At 59.3% G+C, this 17,836-nt stretch carries 13 protein-coding genes and 2 pseudogenes; 8 read left to right on the top strand and 7 right to left on the bottom strand.

The annotated features are described in order from the left end of the window. Window positions 1–10: 10 nt before the first annotated feature. The 4 genes and pseudogenes from PCOSP_RS12705 to PCOSP_RS12690 all read right to left on the bottom strand — a co-directional run bounded on the left by PCOSP_RS12705 (window position 11) and on the right by PCOSP_RS12690 (window position 3,425). The gene (locus tag PCOSP_RS12705; RefSeq protein ID WP_139642157.1) at window positions 11–328 is read right to left on the bottom strand and encodes an STAS domain-containing protein; all 318 of its coding nucleotides are present in this window, start codon (window positions 326–328) and stop codon (window positions 11–13) included. A 31-nt stretch (window positions 329–359) separates the two neighbouring features. Beyond that, on the bottom strand, window positions 360–728 hold the full coding sequence (locus PCOSP_RS12700) for a response regulator (RefSeq protein WP_139642155.1): 369 nt from the start codon (window positions 726–728) through the stop codon (window positions 360–362). Window positions 729–739: 11 nt separating this feature from the next. Continuing rightward, window positions 740–1,342: pseudogene (locus PCOSP_RS12695) on the bottom strand (methyl-accepting chemotaxis protein); the annotation flags it as partial. Window positions 1,343–2,171: 829 nt separating this feature from the next. Next, window positions 2,172–3,425, bottom strand: a complete 1,254-nt coding sequence (locus PCOSP_RS12690; protein WP_464711524.1) for an HD-GYP domain-containing protein — start codon at window positions 3,423–3,425, stop codon at window positions 2,172–2,174. Between the two features lie 304 nt (window positions 3,426–3,729). Here PCOSP_RS12690 and PCOSP_RS12685 point away from each other — a divergent pair. From PCOSP_RS12685 to PCOSP_RS12650, 8 genes and pseudogenes are all read left to right on the top strand, one after another. Next, a pseudogene (locus PCOSP_RS12685) lies at window positions 3,730–3,837 on the top strand (hypothetical protein); the annotation flags it as partial. Window positions 3,838–4,081: 244 nt separating this feature from the next. Beyond that, window positions 4,082–5,098, top strand: coding sequence for an HlyD family secretion protein (locus tag PCOSP_RS12680; protein WP_464711523.1), 1,017 nt, complete (start codon window positions 4,082–4,084; stop codon window positions 5,096–5,098). Continuing rightward, complete coding sequence (rbbA, locus tag PCOSP_RS12675; RefSeq protein ID WP_464711522.1) at window positions 5,095–7,839, top strand: ribosome-associated ATPase/putative transporter RbbA; 2,745 nt, start codon at window positions 5,095–5,097, stop codon at window positions 7,837–7,839. The genes PCOSP_RS12680 and rbbA overlap by 4 nt, the downstream gene beginning before the upstream one ends. A gap of 2 nt (window positions 7,840–7,841) precedes the next feature. After that, the gene (locus PCOSP_RS12670; RefSeq protein WP_464711521.1) at window positions 7,842–8,966 is read left to right on the top strand and encodes an ABC transporter permease; all 1,125 of its coding nucleotides are present in this window, start codon (window positions 7,842–7,844) and stop codon (window positions 8,964–8,966) included. A gap of 148 nt (window positions 8,967–9,114) precedes the next feature. Next, window positions 9,115–9,762 (top strand): BON domain-containing protein, encoded by a 648-nt coding sequence (locus PCOSP_RS12665; protein ID WP_464711520.1) that lies wholly within the window; start codon window positions 9,115–9,117, stop codon window positions 9,760–9,762. A gap of 159 nt (window positions 9,763–9,921) precedes the next feature. Continuing rightward, window positions 9,922–10,674, top strand: coding sequence for a fumarate/nitrate reduction transcriptional regulator Fnr (gene fnr / locus PCOSP_RS12660; RefSeq protein WP_139642142.1), 753 nt, complete (start codon window positions 9,922–9,924; stop codon window positions 10,672–10,674). A 130-nt stretch (window positions 10,675–10,804) separates the two neighbouring features. Continuing rightward, window positions 10,805–12,298, top strand: coding sequence for an arginine-ornithine antiporter (gene arcD, locus PCOSP_RS12655; RefSeq protein ID WP_139642140.1), 1,494 nt, complete (start codon window positions 10,805–10,807; stop codon window positions 12,296–12,298). Between the two features lie 87 nt (window positions 12,299–12,385). Then, window positions 12,386–12,922: an Hsp20/alpha crystallin family protein gene (locus PCOSP_RS12650; protein WP_175361482.1), complete on the top strand. Its 537-nt coding sequence runs from the start codon at window positions 12,386–12,388 to the stop codon at window positions 12,920–12,922. A gap of 105 nt (window positions 12,923–13,027) precedes the next feature. Here the strand turns inward: PCOSP_RS12650 and PCOSP_RS12645 are convergent, their stop codons facing one another. The 3 genes from PCOSP_RS12645 to PCOSP_RS12635 all read right to left on the bottom strand — a co-directional run bounded on the left by PCOSP_RS12645 (window position 13,028) and on the right by PCOSP_RS12635 (window position 17,815). Beyond that, entirely contained in the window at window positions 13,028–14,383 is a 1,356-nt protein-coding gene (locus PCOSP_RS12645; protein WP_175361481.1) for an MBL fold metallo-hydrolase RNA specificity domain-containing protein, read from the bottom strand. A gap of 101 nt (window positions 14,384–14,484) precedes the next feature. Beyond that, the gene (locus PCOSP_RS12640; protein ID WP_464711519.1) at window positions 14,485–15,375 is read right to left on the bottom strand and encodes a universal stress protein; all 891 of its coding nucleotides are present in this window, start codon (window positions 15,373–15,375) and stop codon (window positions 14,485–14,487) included. A gap of 67 nt (window positions 15,376–15,442) precedes the next feature. Beyond that, window positions 15,443–17,815: a phosphoketolase family protein gene (locus PCOSP_RS12635; RefSeq protein WP_464711517.1), complete on the bottom strand. Its 2,373-nt coding sequence runs from the start codon at window positions 17,813–17,815 to the stop codon at window positions 15,443–15,445. Window positions 17,816–17,836: the final 21 nt, after the last annotated feature.

Here is a 17,836-nt window from a genome sequence, read left to right as displayed (position 1 = left end):
ACTCATGGTTTCAACCTCTCTGCTGACGAGTCGGAGCCGACTCGTCGAAAAAGCTGTGCAATCCGCTCATGTCCAGTGCATCAAGCACGGCTGTGCTGGGATTGCTCAGCAGCAGGCTGGAGCCATGGCGCAGTGACTCCTGTTTGATCAGCACCAGTAGCTGGAGTCCGGCGGTATCCATTTCGTCCACGCCGCCCAGATCCATCTCGACCTCCTGAGCCAGGGGAAACAGCTCCAGCAACAGGTCTTTGCGTTCGGTGGCGGTGTAAATGGTCAGGGGTCCTTCGAGAACCAGGATTCGACGCAGACTTGCGGTGGTATTCGTCATGACAATCTCCTTTCCAGGGACTCTGGCGGCGCTACGGCATGATCAGTTTGGAGACGGCCGCAAGCATCTGAGCCGGTTGGAAGGGCTTGACCATCCAGGCCTTGGCGCCGACGGCCTGGCCCTGTTGCTTCATGCCATCTCCGGTCTCGGTGGTCAGCATGATCACCGGCGTGAACTTGTAGGCCGGCAGTTGTTTGGCGGCCTTGACGAAGCTCAGGCCGTCCATGTTCGGCATGTTCACGTCGCTCACAATCAAATGGATCTTGCGTCCGTCGAGCTTGGTCAGCGCGTCGCGACCGTCGACACCTTCGATGACTTCGTATCCAGCGCCTTTCAAGGTGATGCTCACCACTTGGCGAATGGAGGCAGAGTCATCGACAATCAGGATGGTTTTGCCCATGGGGGAAACTCCTAGAAAAAAGTGATCTCGGATGAAGTGCTGCTCACCACAGGCTTACCGTGATGGATCGCGTGCTGTTCAGGCATGGTGTAGGTGCTTGCCAATTCCTCGAGCCAGGTGTTCGCGATGATCGGCGCTGGCGTGCCACCGGCGAGTGCGAGTTGCTGGCGCTCGACGAGATGCCCGTGCAGCTTGAGCAGGTCGTTGTTGACCAGCGAAAGCATCTGGCCCACTCGATCCTGGAATTGCAAAGCGACCAGCACCCCCGATATTTCGGTGGCAACGTTTTCGCTCTGCTGCTGAAGACTGCTGCTGGTATCGACGATGGCCTGGGCGTTGTGCCGGAAGTGCTCGATCACCTGGGACACCAGTTGTTCTGAGTGAGCCAGGGTTTGTGAGTCCTGCTGTGCCTGGTGCCGAGAAAGCTCGACGGTGCGGGAGATGGCGGCATTGACGGTGTTGACCGTTTCGCTGATTTTCTGCCCCGTCTGCCCGGAGAGGCTGGACAGCTTGCGCACTTCATCCGCCACGACCGCGAAGCCGCGACCGGCATCGCCTGCCCGAGCCGCTTCAATGGCGGCATTGAGCGCCAGCAGATTGGTTTGCCGGGCAATGTCACCGACGAACTGGGCCATCTCCTGCAGTTGGGAAGTGAAGTCGGAAAGGAGCAATACCTCTTTGAGCTCCGACTCCTTGCGCAACAGCGCATCGCGCAGGGCAACCATGATCGAATCCAGGTCCCGCTGGCCCACTTCAAGTATGTCCAGCAGCCGTGCTCCCGAACGCTGGCCGGCGCCCTGGGAGGCAGAAGCACTGATGTCCCCCGACAACGTCGCGAATCGGCTACTCAGCTTGAAAATCGATTCTTCACTGAGGATCCGTGCGGCATCGATCTGGTGGCTCCAGATCGGCAGTACCTGCGCGCACACTTCGCCCAACCCATCATCAGGTGAGACGGTAGAAGAAAACCGAGATGGCTGATCGTCGCCTTGTCCGGCGCATTGCCGGGCGCTCAATAAACGTTGGGTCCACACGCCCATCAGCAACGAGCCAACCAAGACCGGTACGCAACTGGCCGCACTGCGCAAGCTGAAGTCCGCGTTGAACAGCATCACGACGCAACCGAGCACGCCCGTCAAACCCGCGGGTAGCATCAAGATCAGGGGGGAGGAAATTACCTGTCCTTTCACCTTCATCTCTCCAGTTCAGTGCGGATCCGACCGGACCCCGCGCAAGACACCCACCACCGGGTGCTCGGTTTTGTTGGCCTGGAGAAACAATGGCTAAATAATGGCAATCAAACTATCGGAGCATCCTTATTTCCATCTAAGGATTGCGGCTTTGCGGTAGGAAAATTCCTAGCTGACCGCTACAAGCACGCTGAACAACGGCCCAAAAAAAACCAGCGACAAGCGCTGGTTGAAAACTACAGACTCGCACAGGTCAGCCAAATCGAGACGCCTCACCCGGTCCTTGGCCCATCCAGAGTGCTTCGAGGTTCTTGAACCCCCAGGCTTTCTCTGATTCGAAGTTGACAATGCTGTCTTGCCCACAGGCCAGATCAATACATTCGGGAGGCAACGGCGTACGACTCGACACCGAATAGAACACCTTCACCCGGGGCGTGAGCAAACACCCGGCATGCTGCTCCATCACCACCGCCAACCGGTTGCTTTGAAGCCGCACCAACGCACCCACCGGGTAGATACCAATGCATTTGACGAAGGCATGAAGCACTTTCTCATCAAAATGCCCGGCCCATCCCGCCATCTTTCGAATCGATTCGGCGGGCCCCCAGCGATCCCGATAAGGACGGTCAGAGGTCACGGCGTCATACACATCACAGACAGCCGCCATACGTGCAAACAGACTGATCTGGGTGCCACATAACTTATGGGGATAGCCGCTGCCGTCGACCTTCTCGTGGTGATGCAGACAAACGTCCAGCACCCGGGGAGTGAAATGCGTACTGTCCGCCAGCATCCTGGCCCCCGCCTCCGGGTGCGTGCGCATTGTCGTATGTTCGCTTTCATTCAGTGGCAAGGGTTTCGCCAGGATCGCCGTGGGTATGGCCATCTTGCCCACGTCATGCAGCAAGCCCGCCAGCCCGGCCTCTTGAACCAGGAGCGGCGGCAAGTCCAACTGACGTGCCAGACCAATCATCAACCCACAGACCGCCACGGAATGCATGTAGGTATATTCATCTGCGACCTTGAGGCGCACGAGGCTGAGTAATGCGTCTGGATGACGTAGCAGTGAGTCGGAGATTTCACCCACCATGTCCGTGACTCGATCCAACTGAACGATCCGGCCCATCCGTAAGTCGCCGAACATCTCCATGACCGCAGTCTTGGATCTGGCGCACAGCTTCACCGCCTGCACTAGCTCTTCACTCATTGCCACCCGCGGACGCGGACCGGACGCTTCCGAGCACGATCGGCTCGAGGAGCAAGGGGACTGCAGGGCATCTTGCCCAGACTGAACAACGGCTTCATCAGGCACAGGGGCGGGTTCGGCCCTCCCTTTGGACGGGTCAATCCACGCACCGACAGCGCCTGATGCAAGGACTCTGTCCAGTACCACCTCATTCTGGATCAGAAAGCTTTCATTCCAGAACGCACGTTCTTCAGAGGATCTGGCCAGCTTCTGGATATACATGCCTACGCAAAGATCAGCCACATCGATATATGTCAGCACGATGCAAATCTCGCTCTGTACGCGACCACCTTCCCTGAATTGCCGGATGCAATAACCAAGCGTGGTGGGCTTGGGGACGCATCAGGATGCCATCCTGGCCCTCAAATAATAGCCAGGAGCCACTACCCCCTAGAATCAGAGCAATCTTATTTAGGACTAGGGATTACAGAGGGCCGGGTAGGAATTGTCCTACCCGGCCCTCGCTCAGAGGCTCGCTTCGCGTCACATACCCGAGCAGGGGCCGTATGCGGTAGTGCCGCACGTACGGACCTGTGCGGGGGTGGCAGGTCACGGCTATCTCTACTGCGGAAACTTCCGACAGTTCTCTGCGTCCATCACCCGCATGGCCACACTGGCTGACAGCGGCCGCATTGATATGGCACTGGTGGAGAAGGAGCTGGAACGACTGCGCACGGATTCGGCAGATACCGACCGCCTAGGACGTCGCGCACAAAAACACCACTCACTCACGGAGTACCATGCGCTACTTCAATTTCTGCATTTAAGAAACAGATCCTTAACGCAGATCAACATAGCGACTCTCACTCCGGCCCTATCCTCCCTCAGCACCAATCTTCGCTGAGACCTGAGAGGCAGGGATGAATGACCTAACCGGCAAGTGGCTTAAACGAGGGGCTCTGGGGAGCTTGGCTCTCATGGCCGTCCTGGGTGCCTGGTATTTGTTCAAACCCGCCCCTGTAGACCCCGATTTCGCCACCGGCAACGGGCGGATTGAAGCCACCGAAGTCGATGTAGCGAGCAAACTGGCCGGGCGTATCAGCACCATTCTGGTGGCCGAGGGCGAGCAGGTCGCCGCCGGTCAGGTGCTGGCGCGCATGGATACCCAGGCGTTGCGAGCCGAACTGCTCCAGGCCCAGGCCCAGTTACAGCGGGCCCGTACCGCCAAACTCACCGCAGCCGCGCTCGTCGCGCAACGGGAAAGCGAAAAGGTTACCGCGCGGGCGGTGGTTGCCCAGCGCCAAGCTGAATTGATTGCCACACAGAAGCGCTTTGCCCGCACGGAAATCCTCGTGAGCCGCAACGCCCTCGCCCGCCAGCAGCTGGATGACGACCGCGCGCTGCTCGACAGCGGTCAGGCCGCGCTGGCGGCAGCCAACTCACAAGTATTGACGGCCCAGGCCGGGATCGAAGCCGCCAAATCTCAAGTCGAGGAGGCCCAGGCCAGCATCGAGGCGGCAGCCGCGACCGAGCAACGCTTGCAGGCGGACCTGGCCGATACCGAGCTCAAGGCGCCTCGCGATGGACGGGTGCAATACCGCATCGCCGAAGAAGGCGAAGTGATTCCCGCTGGAGGCAAGGTCCTGAACCTGGTGGACCTGAGCGACGTGTACCTGACGTTCTTTTTGCCGACTCAGCAGGCCGGTCGGGTGGCTATCGGCAGCGAAGTGCACGTGATCATTGATGCCGTGCCGCAATACGTGATCCCTGCCACTGCCAGCTACGTGGACAGTGTTGCGCAATTCACGCCGAAGACGGTGGAAACCACCAGTGAACGGGAAAAGCTGATGTTCCGTATCAAGGCGCGGATAGACCCCGAACTGCTGCGCAAGCACCTCAGCCAGGTGAAAACCGGCGTACCTGGCGTGGCCCATGTTCGGCTGAACCCTCAAGCCCAATGGCCAGCAGCACTGAAAATCAAGGTGCCAGAATGACCGACGGGTTCGCTTGGGCAGCACGCCTGCAGGACGTGGGGTTGCGGTACGGCAAGACCATCGCCCTGGACAGCGTCACAGTGGATATTCCCGCCACCGCCACCGTCGGCCTGATCGGCCCGGACGGTGTCGGCAAGTCCAGCCTGTTGGGGTTGATCGCAGGGGCCCGGACCGTACAGCAAGGACGCCTGACTGTGTTGAACGGCGATATAGCCAACGCCCGTCATCGTGAAGCCCTGTGTCCCCGCATTGCCTACATGCCACAGGGTTTGGGCAAGAATCTCTACCCGACCCTGTCCGTACTTGAGAACCTGGATTTTTTTGCCCGCCTGTTCGGGCAGGGCCGGCATGAACGTCGGCAACGCATCGATGCCTTGTTGGCGAGCACCGGGCTGACCCCTTTTGCGGATCGCCCGGCAGGTAAGTTGTCGGGAGGCATGAAGCAGAAGCTGGGGCTGTGTTGTGCGCTGATTCACGACCCCGACCTGCTGATTCTTGATGAGCCCACGACCGGCGTCGATCCCTTGGCGCGTAATCAGTTCTGGGCGTTGATTGCCGACCTGCGAACCCGCAGGCCCCATATGAGCGTGCTGGTGGCCACGGCCTACATGGAAGAGGCTGAGCGCTTCGATCACTTGCTGATGATGGACGCCGGCAAGGTATTGACCTGTGGTTCACCTGCGCAAATCCTCCAGCGGACCGAATGTCAGGACCTGGAAGCAGCGTTCATCGCCCTGCTGCCACCCGACCGTCGACGGGGCCACACACCGCTGGTGATCACGCCGCGCGTCGAACACTCTGGACAGCCGGTGATCGCCATCGAGGCCCGGGAACTGACCTGTCGCTTCGGCGCATTCACAGCAGTGGACAGCGCCAGTTTTCGCATCGAGCGCGGAGAGATCTTCGGTTTCCTGGGCTCCAATGGCTGCGGCAAGTCCACCACCATGAAAATGCTGACCGGCTTGTTACCGGCCACCTCCGGGCAGGCCTGGCTGTTCGGCAAGCAAGTCGACCCGAACGACCTCAAGACCCGACAGCGGGTGGGATACATGTCTCAAGGCTTCTCCCTCTATAACGAGCTGACGGTACGGCAGAACCTGGTGCTGCATGCGCAGTTGTTCCATGTACCCAGGGATGAAATTGACAGCCGCGTCCACGAGGCCGCCGAACGTTTCGGCCTGAAACAGAACCTTGACGACCTTCCCGACCGGTTGCCGTTGGGTATCCGCCAACGCCTGTCGCTGGCCGTGGCGCTGATCCATAAACCCGACGTGCTGATCCTCGACGAGCCCACCTCTGGGGTAGACCCCATCGCTCGTGACACTTTCTGGCAGCACTTGCTCGACCTGTCGCGCAATGACGGTGTGACTATATTCATCTCCACCCATTTCATGAACGAGGCGCAGCGCTGCGACCGAATATCATTCATGCATGCCGGACGGGTACTGGTCAGCGGCGCGCCCGAGCAACTGATCATTGAGCGGGGGTTGGCCAGCTTGGAGCAAACCTTCGTTTCATACCTGGAGCAAGCCGCCGGCAGCGAGGCAACCCCAGCGCAGTCCGAGAACCCGAGCAAGCAATCACCCGGTATCGAAACGCCGCCCGAGGCACCCTCCAAGTCGCGCCGCAACAGCTTCAGCGGCCTGCGAATGCTCAGTTACGCCCAACGCGAAACCATGGAAATCCGCCGCGACCCGATCCGCCTGACATTGGCGGCGCTGGGCACGGTATTGCTGATGTTCATCATGGGTTACGGCATCAGCCTGGACGTCGAAGACCTGTCGTTTGCGGTCCTGGACCGAGACCAGACCACCACCAGCCTGGCCTATGTCCGCAGTTTTTCCGGGTCGCGCTATTTTATCGAACAACCCGAGCTGCTTGACTACGCCGACCTGGAGACCCGCTTGCAAAGCGGTTCAATCACCCTGGCGCTGGAAATCCCGCCCAATTTCGGCCGCGACCTCAAGCGCGGCCGCCAGCCCACGGTAGCCGCTTGGGTGGACGGTGCGATGCCCATGCGCGCACGCACGATAGAGGGTTATGTCAACGGCTTGCACAGCGGCTACCTGGCAGAGCTCGGCTATAACGGAGCGGCGCTGGCCAACGTGGAAGTGCGTTACCGCTACAACCCGGATGTGGAAAGCCTGCAAGCCATGGTGCCGGCAATTATTCCGCTGTTGTTGATGATGATCCCGGCCATGCTCACTGCATTGGGGGTGGTACGGGAAAAGGAGATGGGCTCGATCATCAACCTGTATGTCACGCCCGTGACCCGGCTGGAGTTCCTACTGGGAAAACAGCTGCCCTACGTCGCCATGGGCATGCTCAACTTTTTACTGATGTGTGCCTTGGCCGTCTGGGTGTTCGGCGTGCCGCTCAAAGGCAGTCTCTGGGTGCTGAGCCTGGGGGCGTTGCTGTATGTCGGCACCTCCACGGGGTTGGGCCTGTGGTTGTCGACGTTCATGAACAGCCAGATTGCGGCCGTCTTCGGCACCGCCATTGCCACCCTGCTGCCGGCCATTCAGTTTTCCGGATTGATCAACCCCGTTTCCTCACTGGAGGGTTTCGGCGCTCTGGTCGGCAAGGTGTATCCCACCGCACAGTTTCTCACGATCAGCCGAGGGGTGTTTTCGAAGGCGCTGGAGCTGCAGGCGCTGGCGCCTTATTTCCTGCAACTGCTGGTGACGGTGCCGATCCTGATTGGCCTGAGTGTGCTCTGCCTGCACAAACAGGAGCGCTAGCCATGCACAGTCTCCTGAACATCCTGCGCCTGGGCATCAAGGAGTTCCGCAGCCTGTACCACGACCGGGCGATGCTGATCCTGATCGTCTGGGCCTTCTCGTTCGGCATCTACACTGCCGCCTCGGGCATACCCGAGGCGTTGCACCACGCGCCGCTGGCTATCGTCGATGAAGATCACTCGCAACTCTCCGAACGATTGAACGCGGCTTTTCAACTGCCCTACTTCTTGCCTCCAGCGAAAATCAACAGCCAGCAGGTCGATGCGGGTATGGACAGCGGTCGTTATACGTTCGCCCTTGATATTGCGCCTGACTTTCAGCAGGACGTCCTCGCTGGACGCCGTCCAAGCCTGCAGCTCAACGTCGATGCCACCCAGATCGGCCAAGCCTTCACAGGCGCAGGCTATATCCAGACCATCGTTGCCACTGAAGTCGGCAAATTCGTCCAAGGTTTGCGCGATGCTCCACGCCCCCCGGTGGGCTTGGCCATGCGCATGCAGTTCAATCCCAACCTGACCCAGGCCTGGTTCACCTCGGTGATGCAACTGATTGATTACATCACCATGGTGTCGATCATCCTCACGGGTGCAGCACTGATTCGAGAACGTGAGCACGGTACCCTGGAACATTTGCTGGTGATGCCCCTACGGGCGTTCGAGATCATGTTGGCCAAGGTCTGGTCCATGGGTCTGGTGGTGCTGCTGGCCACCGCTTTTGCCATATGGGTGATCGTCCAGGGCTGGTTGGCCGTGCCCATCAGCGGCTCCATCGGCTTGTTCCTGCTCGGCACCGCGCTGCACTTGTTTGCAACCACCTCCATCGGTATCTACCTGGGCACCGTGGCGCGCTCCATGCCTCAATTAGGGCTGCTGAGCATTTTGATCCTGCTGCCGCTCCAGTTGCTTTCCGGCGGGGCCACTCCACGCGAAAGCATGCCGCAGCTCGTGCAGAGCCTGATGCTGGCCGCCCCCACCACACACTTCGTCAGCTTCGCCCAAGGCATTTTGTACCGGGGTGCGGGACTGGCGATTGTCTGGCCGCAATTCCTGGCGATTGCTTCGATCGGCACGCTGTTTTTCATAGCGGCATTACTGCGATTTCGCCGTGCAATCTCGCAGATGGCTTGAGGCTCCATGGAAAAGCCGATTACCGCATTGTGTGCTCGCTTGAGCCTTATTGATTTAGCTCAATGTCACTGCGTCACTCAGGCGTAAAAAAAGCAGGCCGGGTATTTAACGGCTCCGCGTTTTCCACCGTTGCATGGAGGATCCTGAAATGAGCGACTTGAGCCTGCGAAACACTCTTCTCGAAGCACTCGAGTTCCAACCTGATATCAACGCCGCAAATATAGGCGTGGCCGTGGACAACGGCGTCGTCACCCTTTCTGGACACGTCAGTAGCTTCGCCCAGAAAATCAGCGCGGAACGTGCCGTCAAGGGCGTCAAAGGGGTGCGCGCCGTGGCTGAGGAAATACAGGTCAGACCGAACCAGAACTCCGGTACGACAGATGACGTCATTGCCAATCGCGCGCTGAACATTCTCAACTGGAGCTCCGATGTCCCTGAAGGCGACATCAAGCTGATCGTGCACAATGGTTGGGTCGCCCTGGAAGGCGAAGTGGATTGGCAGTACCAGAGGGAAGCTGCTGAACGGGCAGTGTTCAAATTATCCGGCGTGGTGGGTGTAAAAAACAGACTCACCCTGCGCCCACGGGCGGACGCAGGCGATATCCAGCGTCGTATCGAGGATGCCCTCAAGCGGAGTGCCGAACTCGATGCCAAACAGATTCACGTCAAGGTCGACGGCGATGTGGTAAGACTCGACGGCAAGGTCCATTTATGGAGTCAACGCCGATCAGCGGAGCGGGCAGCCTGGTCTGTGCCTGGAGTCAGAGAGGTGGACGATCATTTATTGCTGGTCTGACCGGGGCTGCGAAGCGCCGCGTGCCTCCCATCTTTGTGACTGGCTTGAAGGATCGCAACCCATCGCTGAATCGACAGCCGGTAGGATTTAGGCGACAAAAAACAGGCACGGTTCTGAGTCGGTCTTCTATGCTTGCTCCAATTAAAGGAATTTTTCCCTATGGTCGAGCTGGAATCGCGCCTTTTGAAGGTACATGCCCTCCGAACCGCTTGCTCAAACTGCAGCGTGCTGGAACTGTGCCTGCCAATCGGCCTTACGGGCGATGAGGTCGAGCGCCTCGACACCCTGATCACCCAGCGGCTCAAGGTCAAGAAAGGCGCGGCGCTGTATCGCACCGGCGACCCATTGCGCTCGTTGTATGCGGTGAGAGTGGGCTTCTTCAAGACCAGCGTTCTTTCGGTAGACGGTCGCGAGCAAGTCACCGGTTTCCAGATGCAAGGCGAAATGCTCGGCCTGGACGCTATCAGCAGCGATCACTACGCCTGTAATGCCATTGCCCTGGAAGACAGCGAAGTCTGCCCGCTGCCTTTCAACCTCCTGGAAAAACTGGCCCACGACCTACCCTCGCTACAACACAACCTGAACAAGCTCCTGAGCCAGGAAATCGTGCGCGACCACAGTATGCTGTTGATGCTCGGCAACATGAGCGCCGACGAACGCCTGGCGGCGTTCCTGTTGAACCTGTCGCAACGGCTCAGTATGCGCGGCTATTCCTCGCGGGAGTTTGTCCTGCGCATGAGCCGAGAGGCGATCGGCTCCTACCTGGGCCTGCGCCTGGAAACGATTTGCCGGGGCATCGCCCACCTGCGCCAGGAGGAACTGGTGGACATGCGTGGACGCAATGTCACGATCCTGGACCTGCCCGGGCTCAAGCAGAAGGTCGCCGGTTGCCACCGTCATGCCGAGCTGTAATGCCTGCCTTGCATCACATCTGATCTACATCAATACCCCCTTGCGCCTCCAGGCCGACATTAAGACGTAGCGTTCGAACCTTTGTATCGACGAAGGTTACCGAACCTCCCGTCTCATGGAGGCTTAGATCATGGCAACACAACTGCACGGTACAGAACCGCTCGTCCCGACCGTCAAACCTCATCCTCTGGCTGGCAGTTTGCGCAAGGTCGAACCCCGACGCCTGTCGCTGAGCCTGTTGGTCGCCCTGGTTGTCGGCTCGATGATTGGCAGCGGCATCTTCAGCCTGCCCCAGAACATGGCGGCCAGCGCCGGCGCCGGCGCGATCCTGATCGGCTGGCTCATCACTGGCGTGGGCATGCTCTCGCTGGCCCTGGTTTACCAGACGCTCTCCAATCGCCAACCGGAACTGGACAACGGAGTGTTCGCCTATGCCCGTGCGCTGGGCGGTGAATTCCTGGGATTCAACTCAGCATGGGGCTACTGGATCAGCGCCTGGATCGGCAACGTCAGTTACTTGGTGATCCTGTTCGCTGCCCTCAGTTACTTTTTTCCGGTATTCGGTGAAGGCAACAATAAAGCCGCGATTGCTGGCGCGTCCGTCGTGTTGTGGGCGCTGCATTGGATGATCCTGCGCGGAATGCGCACCGCCGCCAAAGCCAACGCCATGACCACAATCGCCAAAGTGGTGCCGCTGCTGCTGTTCATCGGCCTGGTCATTGCCGGCTTCTCCAAGGACACCTTCCTGACGGATTTCTGGGGCGCACCGGCATTGGGCAGTACGCTGGACCAGGTCAAGAGCACCATGTTGGTGACGGTCTGGGTGTTCATTGGTATCGAAGGCGCCAACGTATTTTCTGCCCGGGCAGCCGAGCGGGCTGATGTCGGCCGAGCCACCGTGATTGGCTTCATCCTGACATTGCTGTTGCTGATCGCTGTTTCCCTGTTGTCGCTGGGCATTCTCAGGCAACCCGAACTGGCCGCCCTGAAGAACCCTTCCATGGCAGGAGTGCTGGAAGTGGTTGCCGGGCCCTGGGGTGCTGTGCTGATCAGCATCGGCCTGATTGTGTCGGTGGGTGGTGCGTTGCTGGCCTGGACGCTGCTCGCGGCCGAATCGGTGTTCACCCCTGCCAAGGAAAAGGTCATGCCCCGACTGCTGGCCAGTGAAAATCAACAGGGCGCACCTGCCAACGCGCTGTGGATCACCAACGGCTGCATTCAACTGTTCCTGTTGCTGACCTTGTATTCGAGCGCCAGCTACCTGGCCCTGATTTCACTCGCCACCTCGATGATCCTGCTGCCTTACCTGTTCAGTGGCCTGTATGCACTGAAAATGACCTGGCAAGGCCAGACCTACGCCGGTCATCGTGGGCTGCAACTGCGCGACATGGCCATCGCCGTGGTCGCGACGGGCTATTGCGTCTGGCTGCTCTACGCCGCCGGCCCCCGGTACATGCTGCTCAGCGCCCTGCTCTATGCCCCCGGTTCGCTGATTTACCTGAGCGCTCAACGGGCCAGAACCGACCGTGCCCTTAATGGCTTCGGCTGGAGCCTGCTGCTGGTGATCTGGGTGGCAGCCATCTTTGCCGGTTGGATGCTCTGGTCCGGCCAGCTGTCTTTGTAGGTTCGCAGGCGTGCATTGACCCGTTCGGCAACGGTGCCCGGCGATGGAGCCTGGCGCCCTCCGGACATCACCAAAGAGGAATATCCAATGTCCAATTCAGTGAAAAAGATGCCGGTCCACACCGACCAGAAAGTCCAGCATTCCGCCAGGACAGATACCTGGCATCCGCTGGAAAAACTTCGTCAGCAGGTGGATCACCTGTTTGAAGATTTCAACCGGGGCACAGCGCTCTCAACCTTCAGCCGCGGACTGTTCGATGTAGAGCCCTTCTGGCGCCGTGAGTTCTCCGCCAGCCTGCCGGCAGTGGACATCAGCGAAAAGGAAAAAAACTTTGAAATTACCGCCGAGCTGCCTGGCATGGATCAGAAAGACATAGAGATCCGCCTGGCCAACGGCAACCTGATCATCAAGGGGGAAAAGAAGGAAGCCAAGGAAGAAAAGAAAAAGGGTTATCACCTGTCCGAACGCCACTACGGTTCCTTCGAACGCGTGTTCAGCCTGCCAAAAGGCATCGATAGCGACAAGATCGAAGCCCAGTTCAGCAAGGGCGTGCTGACGCTGACACTGCCGAAAAAACCAGAAGCAATCAAAGCGGAAAAGGTCGTACCGATCAAGTCTGACTGACTGCTTTGAAGCCTGCCCCTCGCCGGCCAACGACGAGGGGCTTTTTCATGCCTGCGCCGATTGACCGAACAAGTTTGTGTCATGCCCGCTCGCGAAGGCGATCGTTCAGAGTTCCACGCTATCGCGGTACGCCGGCACCGACACCGACCAACCCAGCTCGTCACAGATCCGGTGGCGCAAGACATCGGACGCATTGGGCTCCCCATGCACCACATAGGTTTGCCGTGGCGGCGTTTTGAAGCCTCGCAGCCATTGCATGATTTCGTCGGCATCGGCATGGGCCGACAGTGTTTGCATAGGCACGACTTCAGCATTGATCGGTACATCCTTACCGTGGATGCGCACCGCAGGCTCGCCCGCCACAATTCTCGCGCCTCGCGTACCGCCGGCCTGGAAGCCGGGCATCAGCAGGGTGTTGATGGGATTGGGCGCCAGGCTCTTGAGGTGATGCAACACCCGTCCCCCGGTGGCCATGCCACTGGCGGCGATGATCACCGCCGGGGTGCGCTGCAGGTCCAGGGCCATGGAATCCTTGACCGAGCGCACCGGGTGGGCGATGTGGCACATGCCTTCGCACTCCTCCCGGGATAAACGGTGTTCATCAGCGAAGCGCTGATACAGCCGGGTCACGTCGATGGCCATGGGACTGTTGAGGTAGATCGGGATATCGGGGATCGCCCGGCGTTGTTTCAGGCGATACAGGTGATACATCAACAATTGAGCGCGACCGACCGTGAACGAGGGCACCAGGGTGATGCCCCGGCGCAGCGCGGTGCGGGTAATGACCTCGGCCAGTTGATCTTCCGGCGATTCATGCGGATGCCGACGGTCGCCGTAGGTGGACTCCACCAGCAGGACATCTGCCTGCTCGATGGCTTTCGGCGCGAACATCACCGGATCCTCGGGCCGGCCCAGGTCACCTGAACAGACCAGCGTCACGCCACCGGCCTGAACCTGAACGGTGGCGGCGCCCAGGATGTGCCCGGCGCGGCGCAGCAGGATCGCGATGCCCCGGGCGATCTCCAGCGAATGTTCGAACGCGACCGGACGCAATAGTTTGAGCGCCCGTTCGGCATGTTCACGGGTGTACAGCGGAAAGGCCGGCGTGTGTTTGGAGAACCCCTTGCGATTGGCGTATTCGGCCTCTTCTTCTTGCAAGCGGGCACTGTCGCGCAACAGGATTTTCACCAGCTCACAGGTCGCGGGTGTGGCGTAGATGGGGCCGCGATATCCATTGCGCACCATGACCGGCAAGTATCCACTGTGGTCCAGATGGGCATGGGTCAATACGATCGCATCCAGGTCCTGCATCGGCAGTTCGAAGGGATCCCAGTTACGCAGGCGTAACTGCTTGTAGCCCTGAAACAGACCGCAGTCGATCAGGATGCGCTGTTCGTCATGTTCCAGCAGGTACTTGCTGCCGGTCACAGTGCCTGCGGCCCCGAGAAAAGTCATGCGCATGGCGGTGCTCCTGGACAAACGATGGGAAAGCTATTGATCGCATTGTTCACCCAGGCAGCCGGTGACTTGCGTCAACCACTCGGTCGCCAGGGCTGACTTCGTCAGACCGCCAGGACACTGCACTGCACCTGATACAGGATGTGCTCTGTCGTGCTGCCCAGCAGTCCAAACGGATCATTGTGCTGGGAGCGGCCCATGACGATCACATCCACGTCATGCTCCAGAGCAAACTCACTGAGCGCCGAAACCGGATGACCCAGCAGAAACTGCCTGCGTTCGGCAGGCACACCGAACAGGTTGGCCAGTTCCAGAAAGGATTTCTCCAGGCTTCTGCGCAATTCCTTGCTGAGCTGCGACAGCAACACGCCGCCGCCCCCTACATCTCCCAGATAGACCGACGACCCCTCGTAGGCATGAGCCAGATGCAACTGGGCGTCACATTGCAGCGCCAGGCCAAGTGCCTGGCGGATAATCCGGTCGTTAAGCCCGCTGTTCTGTGCAAAGGCGCTGGAAGGGTCCACAGCCGCGACTATTTTGCGCGGCAAGGCGTGACCGGCCGCGCCCACCATGTACAACGGAACGGGGCATTTGCGCAGCAGTTGCCAATCCAGTGGGGTGAAGAATGCGCGCTTGAGCAGGGACTCATGCTGGACCTGCTTGATCAGCAAGTCAGGCTGGAACTGCGAGACGTGCTGCAGGATCTGTTCGCCCATGGTCTCGGCCCAGGCTATTTCGGTGGTGACACGCAAGCCCCTGTGCCGCATTTTGTCGGCCTCTTCCTCCAGCCAATTGCGCTGGTCCTGAAGATAGTTCTGCCGCGCCTCTTCACGAGGTTCCTGTTCGAGCAGCGACAAGATATCCAGCGAAGGAATCAATGCGGTGACATGCAGATGCGCTTCGCTGGCTGCCGCCAGGGCCGCGGCGTGATGAAGGACCGGCGAATGTCTTTGCGCCGGGTTGAGGATCAGCAGCAGGCGTTGATACTGGCTCATGATGGTTCTCCGGGGACAGGCTCTAACGCCACGATGCAGCGCTTGATGCCATGATAAATAGCGGCCGTCATGGCGATGTGGGCGTCCAGCGCCACTCCAGTACCTCGGGCAGGTCCTGCCCATGCTCGATGACGTAGAGCTGATGCCTTTCCATGGTTTCCCAATATCGATCACGGGCGCTGTCGACCAGCGGACTCAGCCGTGGCACTCGCTGGATAACGTCAAGGGCCAATCGATAACGATCGAGCTGGTTGATCACCACCATATCGAATGGCGTGGTGGTTGCGCCTTGCTCCATGAAGCCGTGGACATGGAAGTTGTCGTGGTTATGACGTTTATAGACCAGCCGATGGATCAGCGACGGATAGCCATGGAAGGCGAAGATCACCGGCTTATCCACGGTGAACAGCTCGTCGAACTCAGCATCCGACAGGCCATGGTCATGTTGTTGCGGCGGTTGCAACACCAGCAGGTCCACCACATTGATGACCCGTACACGCAGGTCCGGCACGTACTGGCGCAGCAACGTGATGGCGGCCAGGGTTTCCAGAGTCGGTACATCACCGGCACAGGCCATTACCACATCCGGATCTTCATCGTCCTTGCAGGCAAAAGCCCAACGGCCAATACCTGCCATGCAGTGGCGAATCGCAGAGTCGATATCCAGCCATTGCCACTGCGGATGTTTGCCGGCCACGATCACGTTGATGTGGTTGCGACTCTTGAGACAATGATCGGTCACAGACAACAGGCAATTTGCATCGGGGGGCAAGTAAATGCGCACCACGTTGGCACTTTTGTTCGCCACCAGATCAATGAACCCTGGATCCTGATGGGAAAAGCCATTGTGATCCTGTCGCCAGACATGGGAGGTGAGCAGGTAATTGAGCGATGCGATCGGCGTGCGCCACGGTACCTGGGCTGCGGTCTTGAGCCACTTGGCGTACTGATTGAACATCGAATCGACGATGTGGATGAAGGCTTCATAGCAGGAAAACAACCCATGGCGTCCGGTCAGCAGATACCCCTCCAGCCAGCCCTCACACACCTGCTCACTGAGGATTTCCATTACACGTCCCGCACTGTCCAGGTTGGTATCCCCTGCTTCCAGCGCGGCCAACCAGGTCTTGCCAGTGACCTCATATACCGCATCGAGCCGATTGGAGGCAGTTTCGTCGGGCCCGAACAGACGGAAATTGGCAGCCTTGAGGTTGTGCTTCATCACATCGCGCAGGTATCCGCCCAATACACGGGTGCCCTCGGCCTCGATGGCACCCGGCGCGGAAAACTGCACGGCATATTCGTTGAACCTGGGCATTTCCAAGGGTTTGAGAAGCAAACCACCATTGGCATGGGGGTTGGCGCCCAGACGCCGATGGCCTGTCGGCGCTAACGCGGCGATGTCAGGCCGCAACGCGCCGTTGGCGTCAAACAACTCCTGGGGTCGATAGCTCTCGAGCCACTGTTGCAGCTGTGTCAAATGCCGAGGCTGTTCGAGGTGACTCAGTGGGACCTGGTGGGCGCGCCAGCTACCTTCAACCTGCTGACCATCGACAAATTTGGGGCCGGTCCAGCCCTTGGGCGTGCGCAAGATCAGCAGTGGCCAGAGCTGGCGCTCCACAGTGCGTCCCGATGAGTCCGTACGGGCCTTGCGCTGGATGTCACGAATCTTGAGCAGCATCTCATCCAAGGTCTTGGCCAACTGCTGATGAACGACGAGCGGGTCGTCGCCTTCGACAAAAAACGGGTCGTAGCCGTAGCCATACATCAGGGCCGACAGTTCGTCCTCGCTGATGCGCGAAAGCAGCGTGGGGTTGGCGATCTTGAAACCGTTGAGATGAAGAATCGGCAGGACGGCGCCGTCACGCGCGGGGTTGAGAAACTTGTTGGAGTGCCAGCTCGCCGCCAGCGTACCGGTCTCTGCCTCCCCGTCGCCAATGACACACGTCACGATCAACCCTGGATTATCGAACGCCGCCCCATAGGCATGGGCAAGGGAATAGCCCAATTCTCCCCCCTCGTGGATGGAACCTGGAATCTGCGCAGAAACATGGCTGGACAACCCATACGGCCAGGAAAACTGCCGGAACAGGCGCAGCATGCCGTTCTCGTTTTGTTCAATCGCGGGGTAATACTGGGTGAGGCTCCCCTCCAGGTAGCTTTGGGCGACAATGGCCGGACCGCCATGCCCAGGCCCCGTGACAAGGATCATGTCCAGGTCGTGGGTCTTGATCAGATGGTTGAGATGCACATAAATCAGGTTCAACCCGGGCGTTGTGCCCCAGTGGCCGAGCAGGCGCGGCTTGACCTGGTCAACTTGCAAAGGCCTGCGCAGCAAGGGGTTGTCCTTGAGGTAAATCTGTCCCACCGCCAGGTAATTGGAAGCACGCCAATAGGCATCGATACCTTCCAGTTGATCGGGACTGAGAAAATCACTCATCGCGTCCTCCAGACAAGATGG

The sequence above is a fragment of the Pseudomonas sp. MAFF 730105 genome (assembly GCF_055380705.1).
The sequence above is the reverse complement of the archived record's forward strand: the minus strand, read 5'-3'. Positions and strand labels throughout refer to the sequence as shown.

What these genes read in the sequence shown, in the direction of transcription:
- PCOSP_RS12645 (WP_175361481.1), bottom strand. Translation starts at nt 14,383, where the DNA reads ATGCGCATGACTTTTCTCGGGGCCGCAGGCACTGTGACCGGCAGCAAG.
- PCOSP_RS12705 (WP_139642157.1), bottom strand. Translation starts at nt 328, where the DNA reads ATGACGAATACCACCGCAAGTCTGCGTCGAATCCTGGTTCTCGAAGGA.
- rbbA (WP_464711522.1), top strand. Translation starts at nt 5,095, where the DNA reads ATGACCGACGGGTTCGCTTGGGCAGCACGCCTGCAGGACGTGGGGTTG.
- PCOSP_RS12700 (WP_139642155.1), bottom strand. Translation starts at nt 728, where the DNA reads ATGGGCAAAACCATCCTGATTGTCGATGACTCTGCCTCCATTCGCCAA.
- PCOSP_RS12665 (WP_464711520.1), top strand. Translation starts at nt 9,115, where the DNA reads ATGAGCGACTTGAGCCTGCGAAACACTCTTCTCGAAGCACTCGAGTTC.
- fnr (WP_139642142.1), top strand. Translation starts at nt 9,922, where the DNA reads ATGGTCGAGCTGGAATCGCGCCTTTTGAAGGTACATGCCCTCCGAACC.
- PCOSP_RS12670 (WP_464711521.1), top strand. Translation starts at nt 7,842, where the DNA reads ATGCACAGTCTCCTGAACATCCTGCGCCTGGGCATCAAGGAGTTCCGC.
- PCOSP_RS12635 (WP_464711517.1), bottom strand. Translation starts at nt 17,815, where the DNA reads ATGAGTGATTTTCTCAGTCCCGATCAACTGGAAGGTATCGATGCCTAT.
- PCOSP_RS12680 (WP_464711523.1), top strand. Translation starts at nt 4,082, where the DNA reads ATGGCCGTCCTGGGTGCCTGGTATTTGTTCAAACCCGCCCCTGTAGAC.
- PCOSP_RS12650 (WP_175361482.1), top strand. Translation starts at nt 12,386, where the DNA reads ATGTCCAATTCAGTGAAAAAGATGCCGGTCCACACCGACCAGAAAGTC.
- arcD (WP_139642140.1), top strand. Translation starts at nt 10,805, where the DNA reads ATGGCAACACAACTGCACGGTACAGAACCGCTCGTCCCGACCGTCAAA.
- PCOSP_RS12640 (WP_464711519.1), bottom strand. Translation starts at nt 15,375, where the DNA reads ATGAGCCAGTATCAACGCCTGCTGCTGATCCTCAACCCGGCGCAAAGA.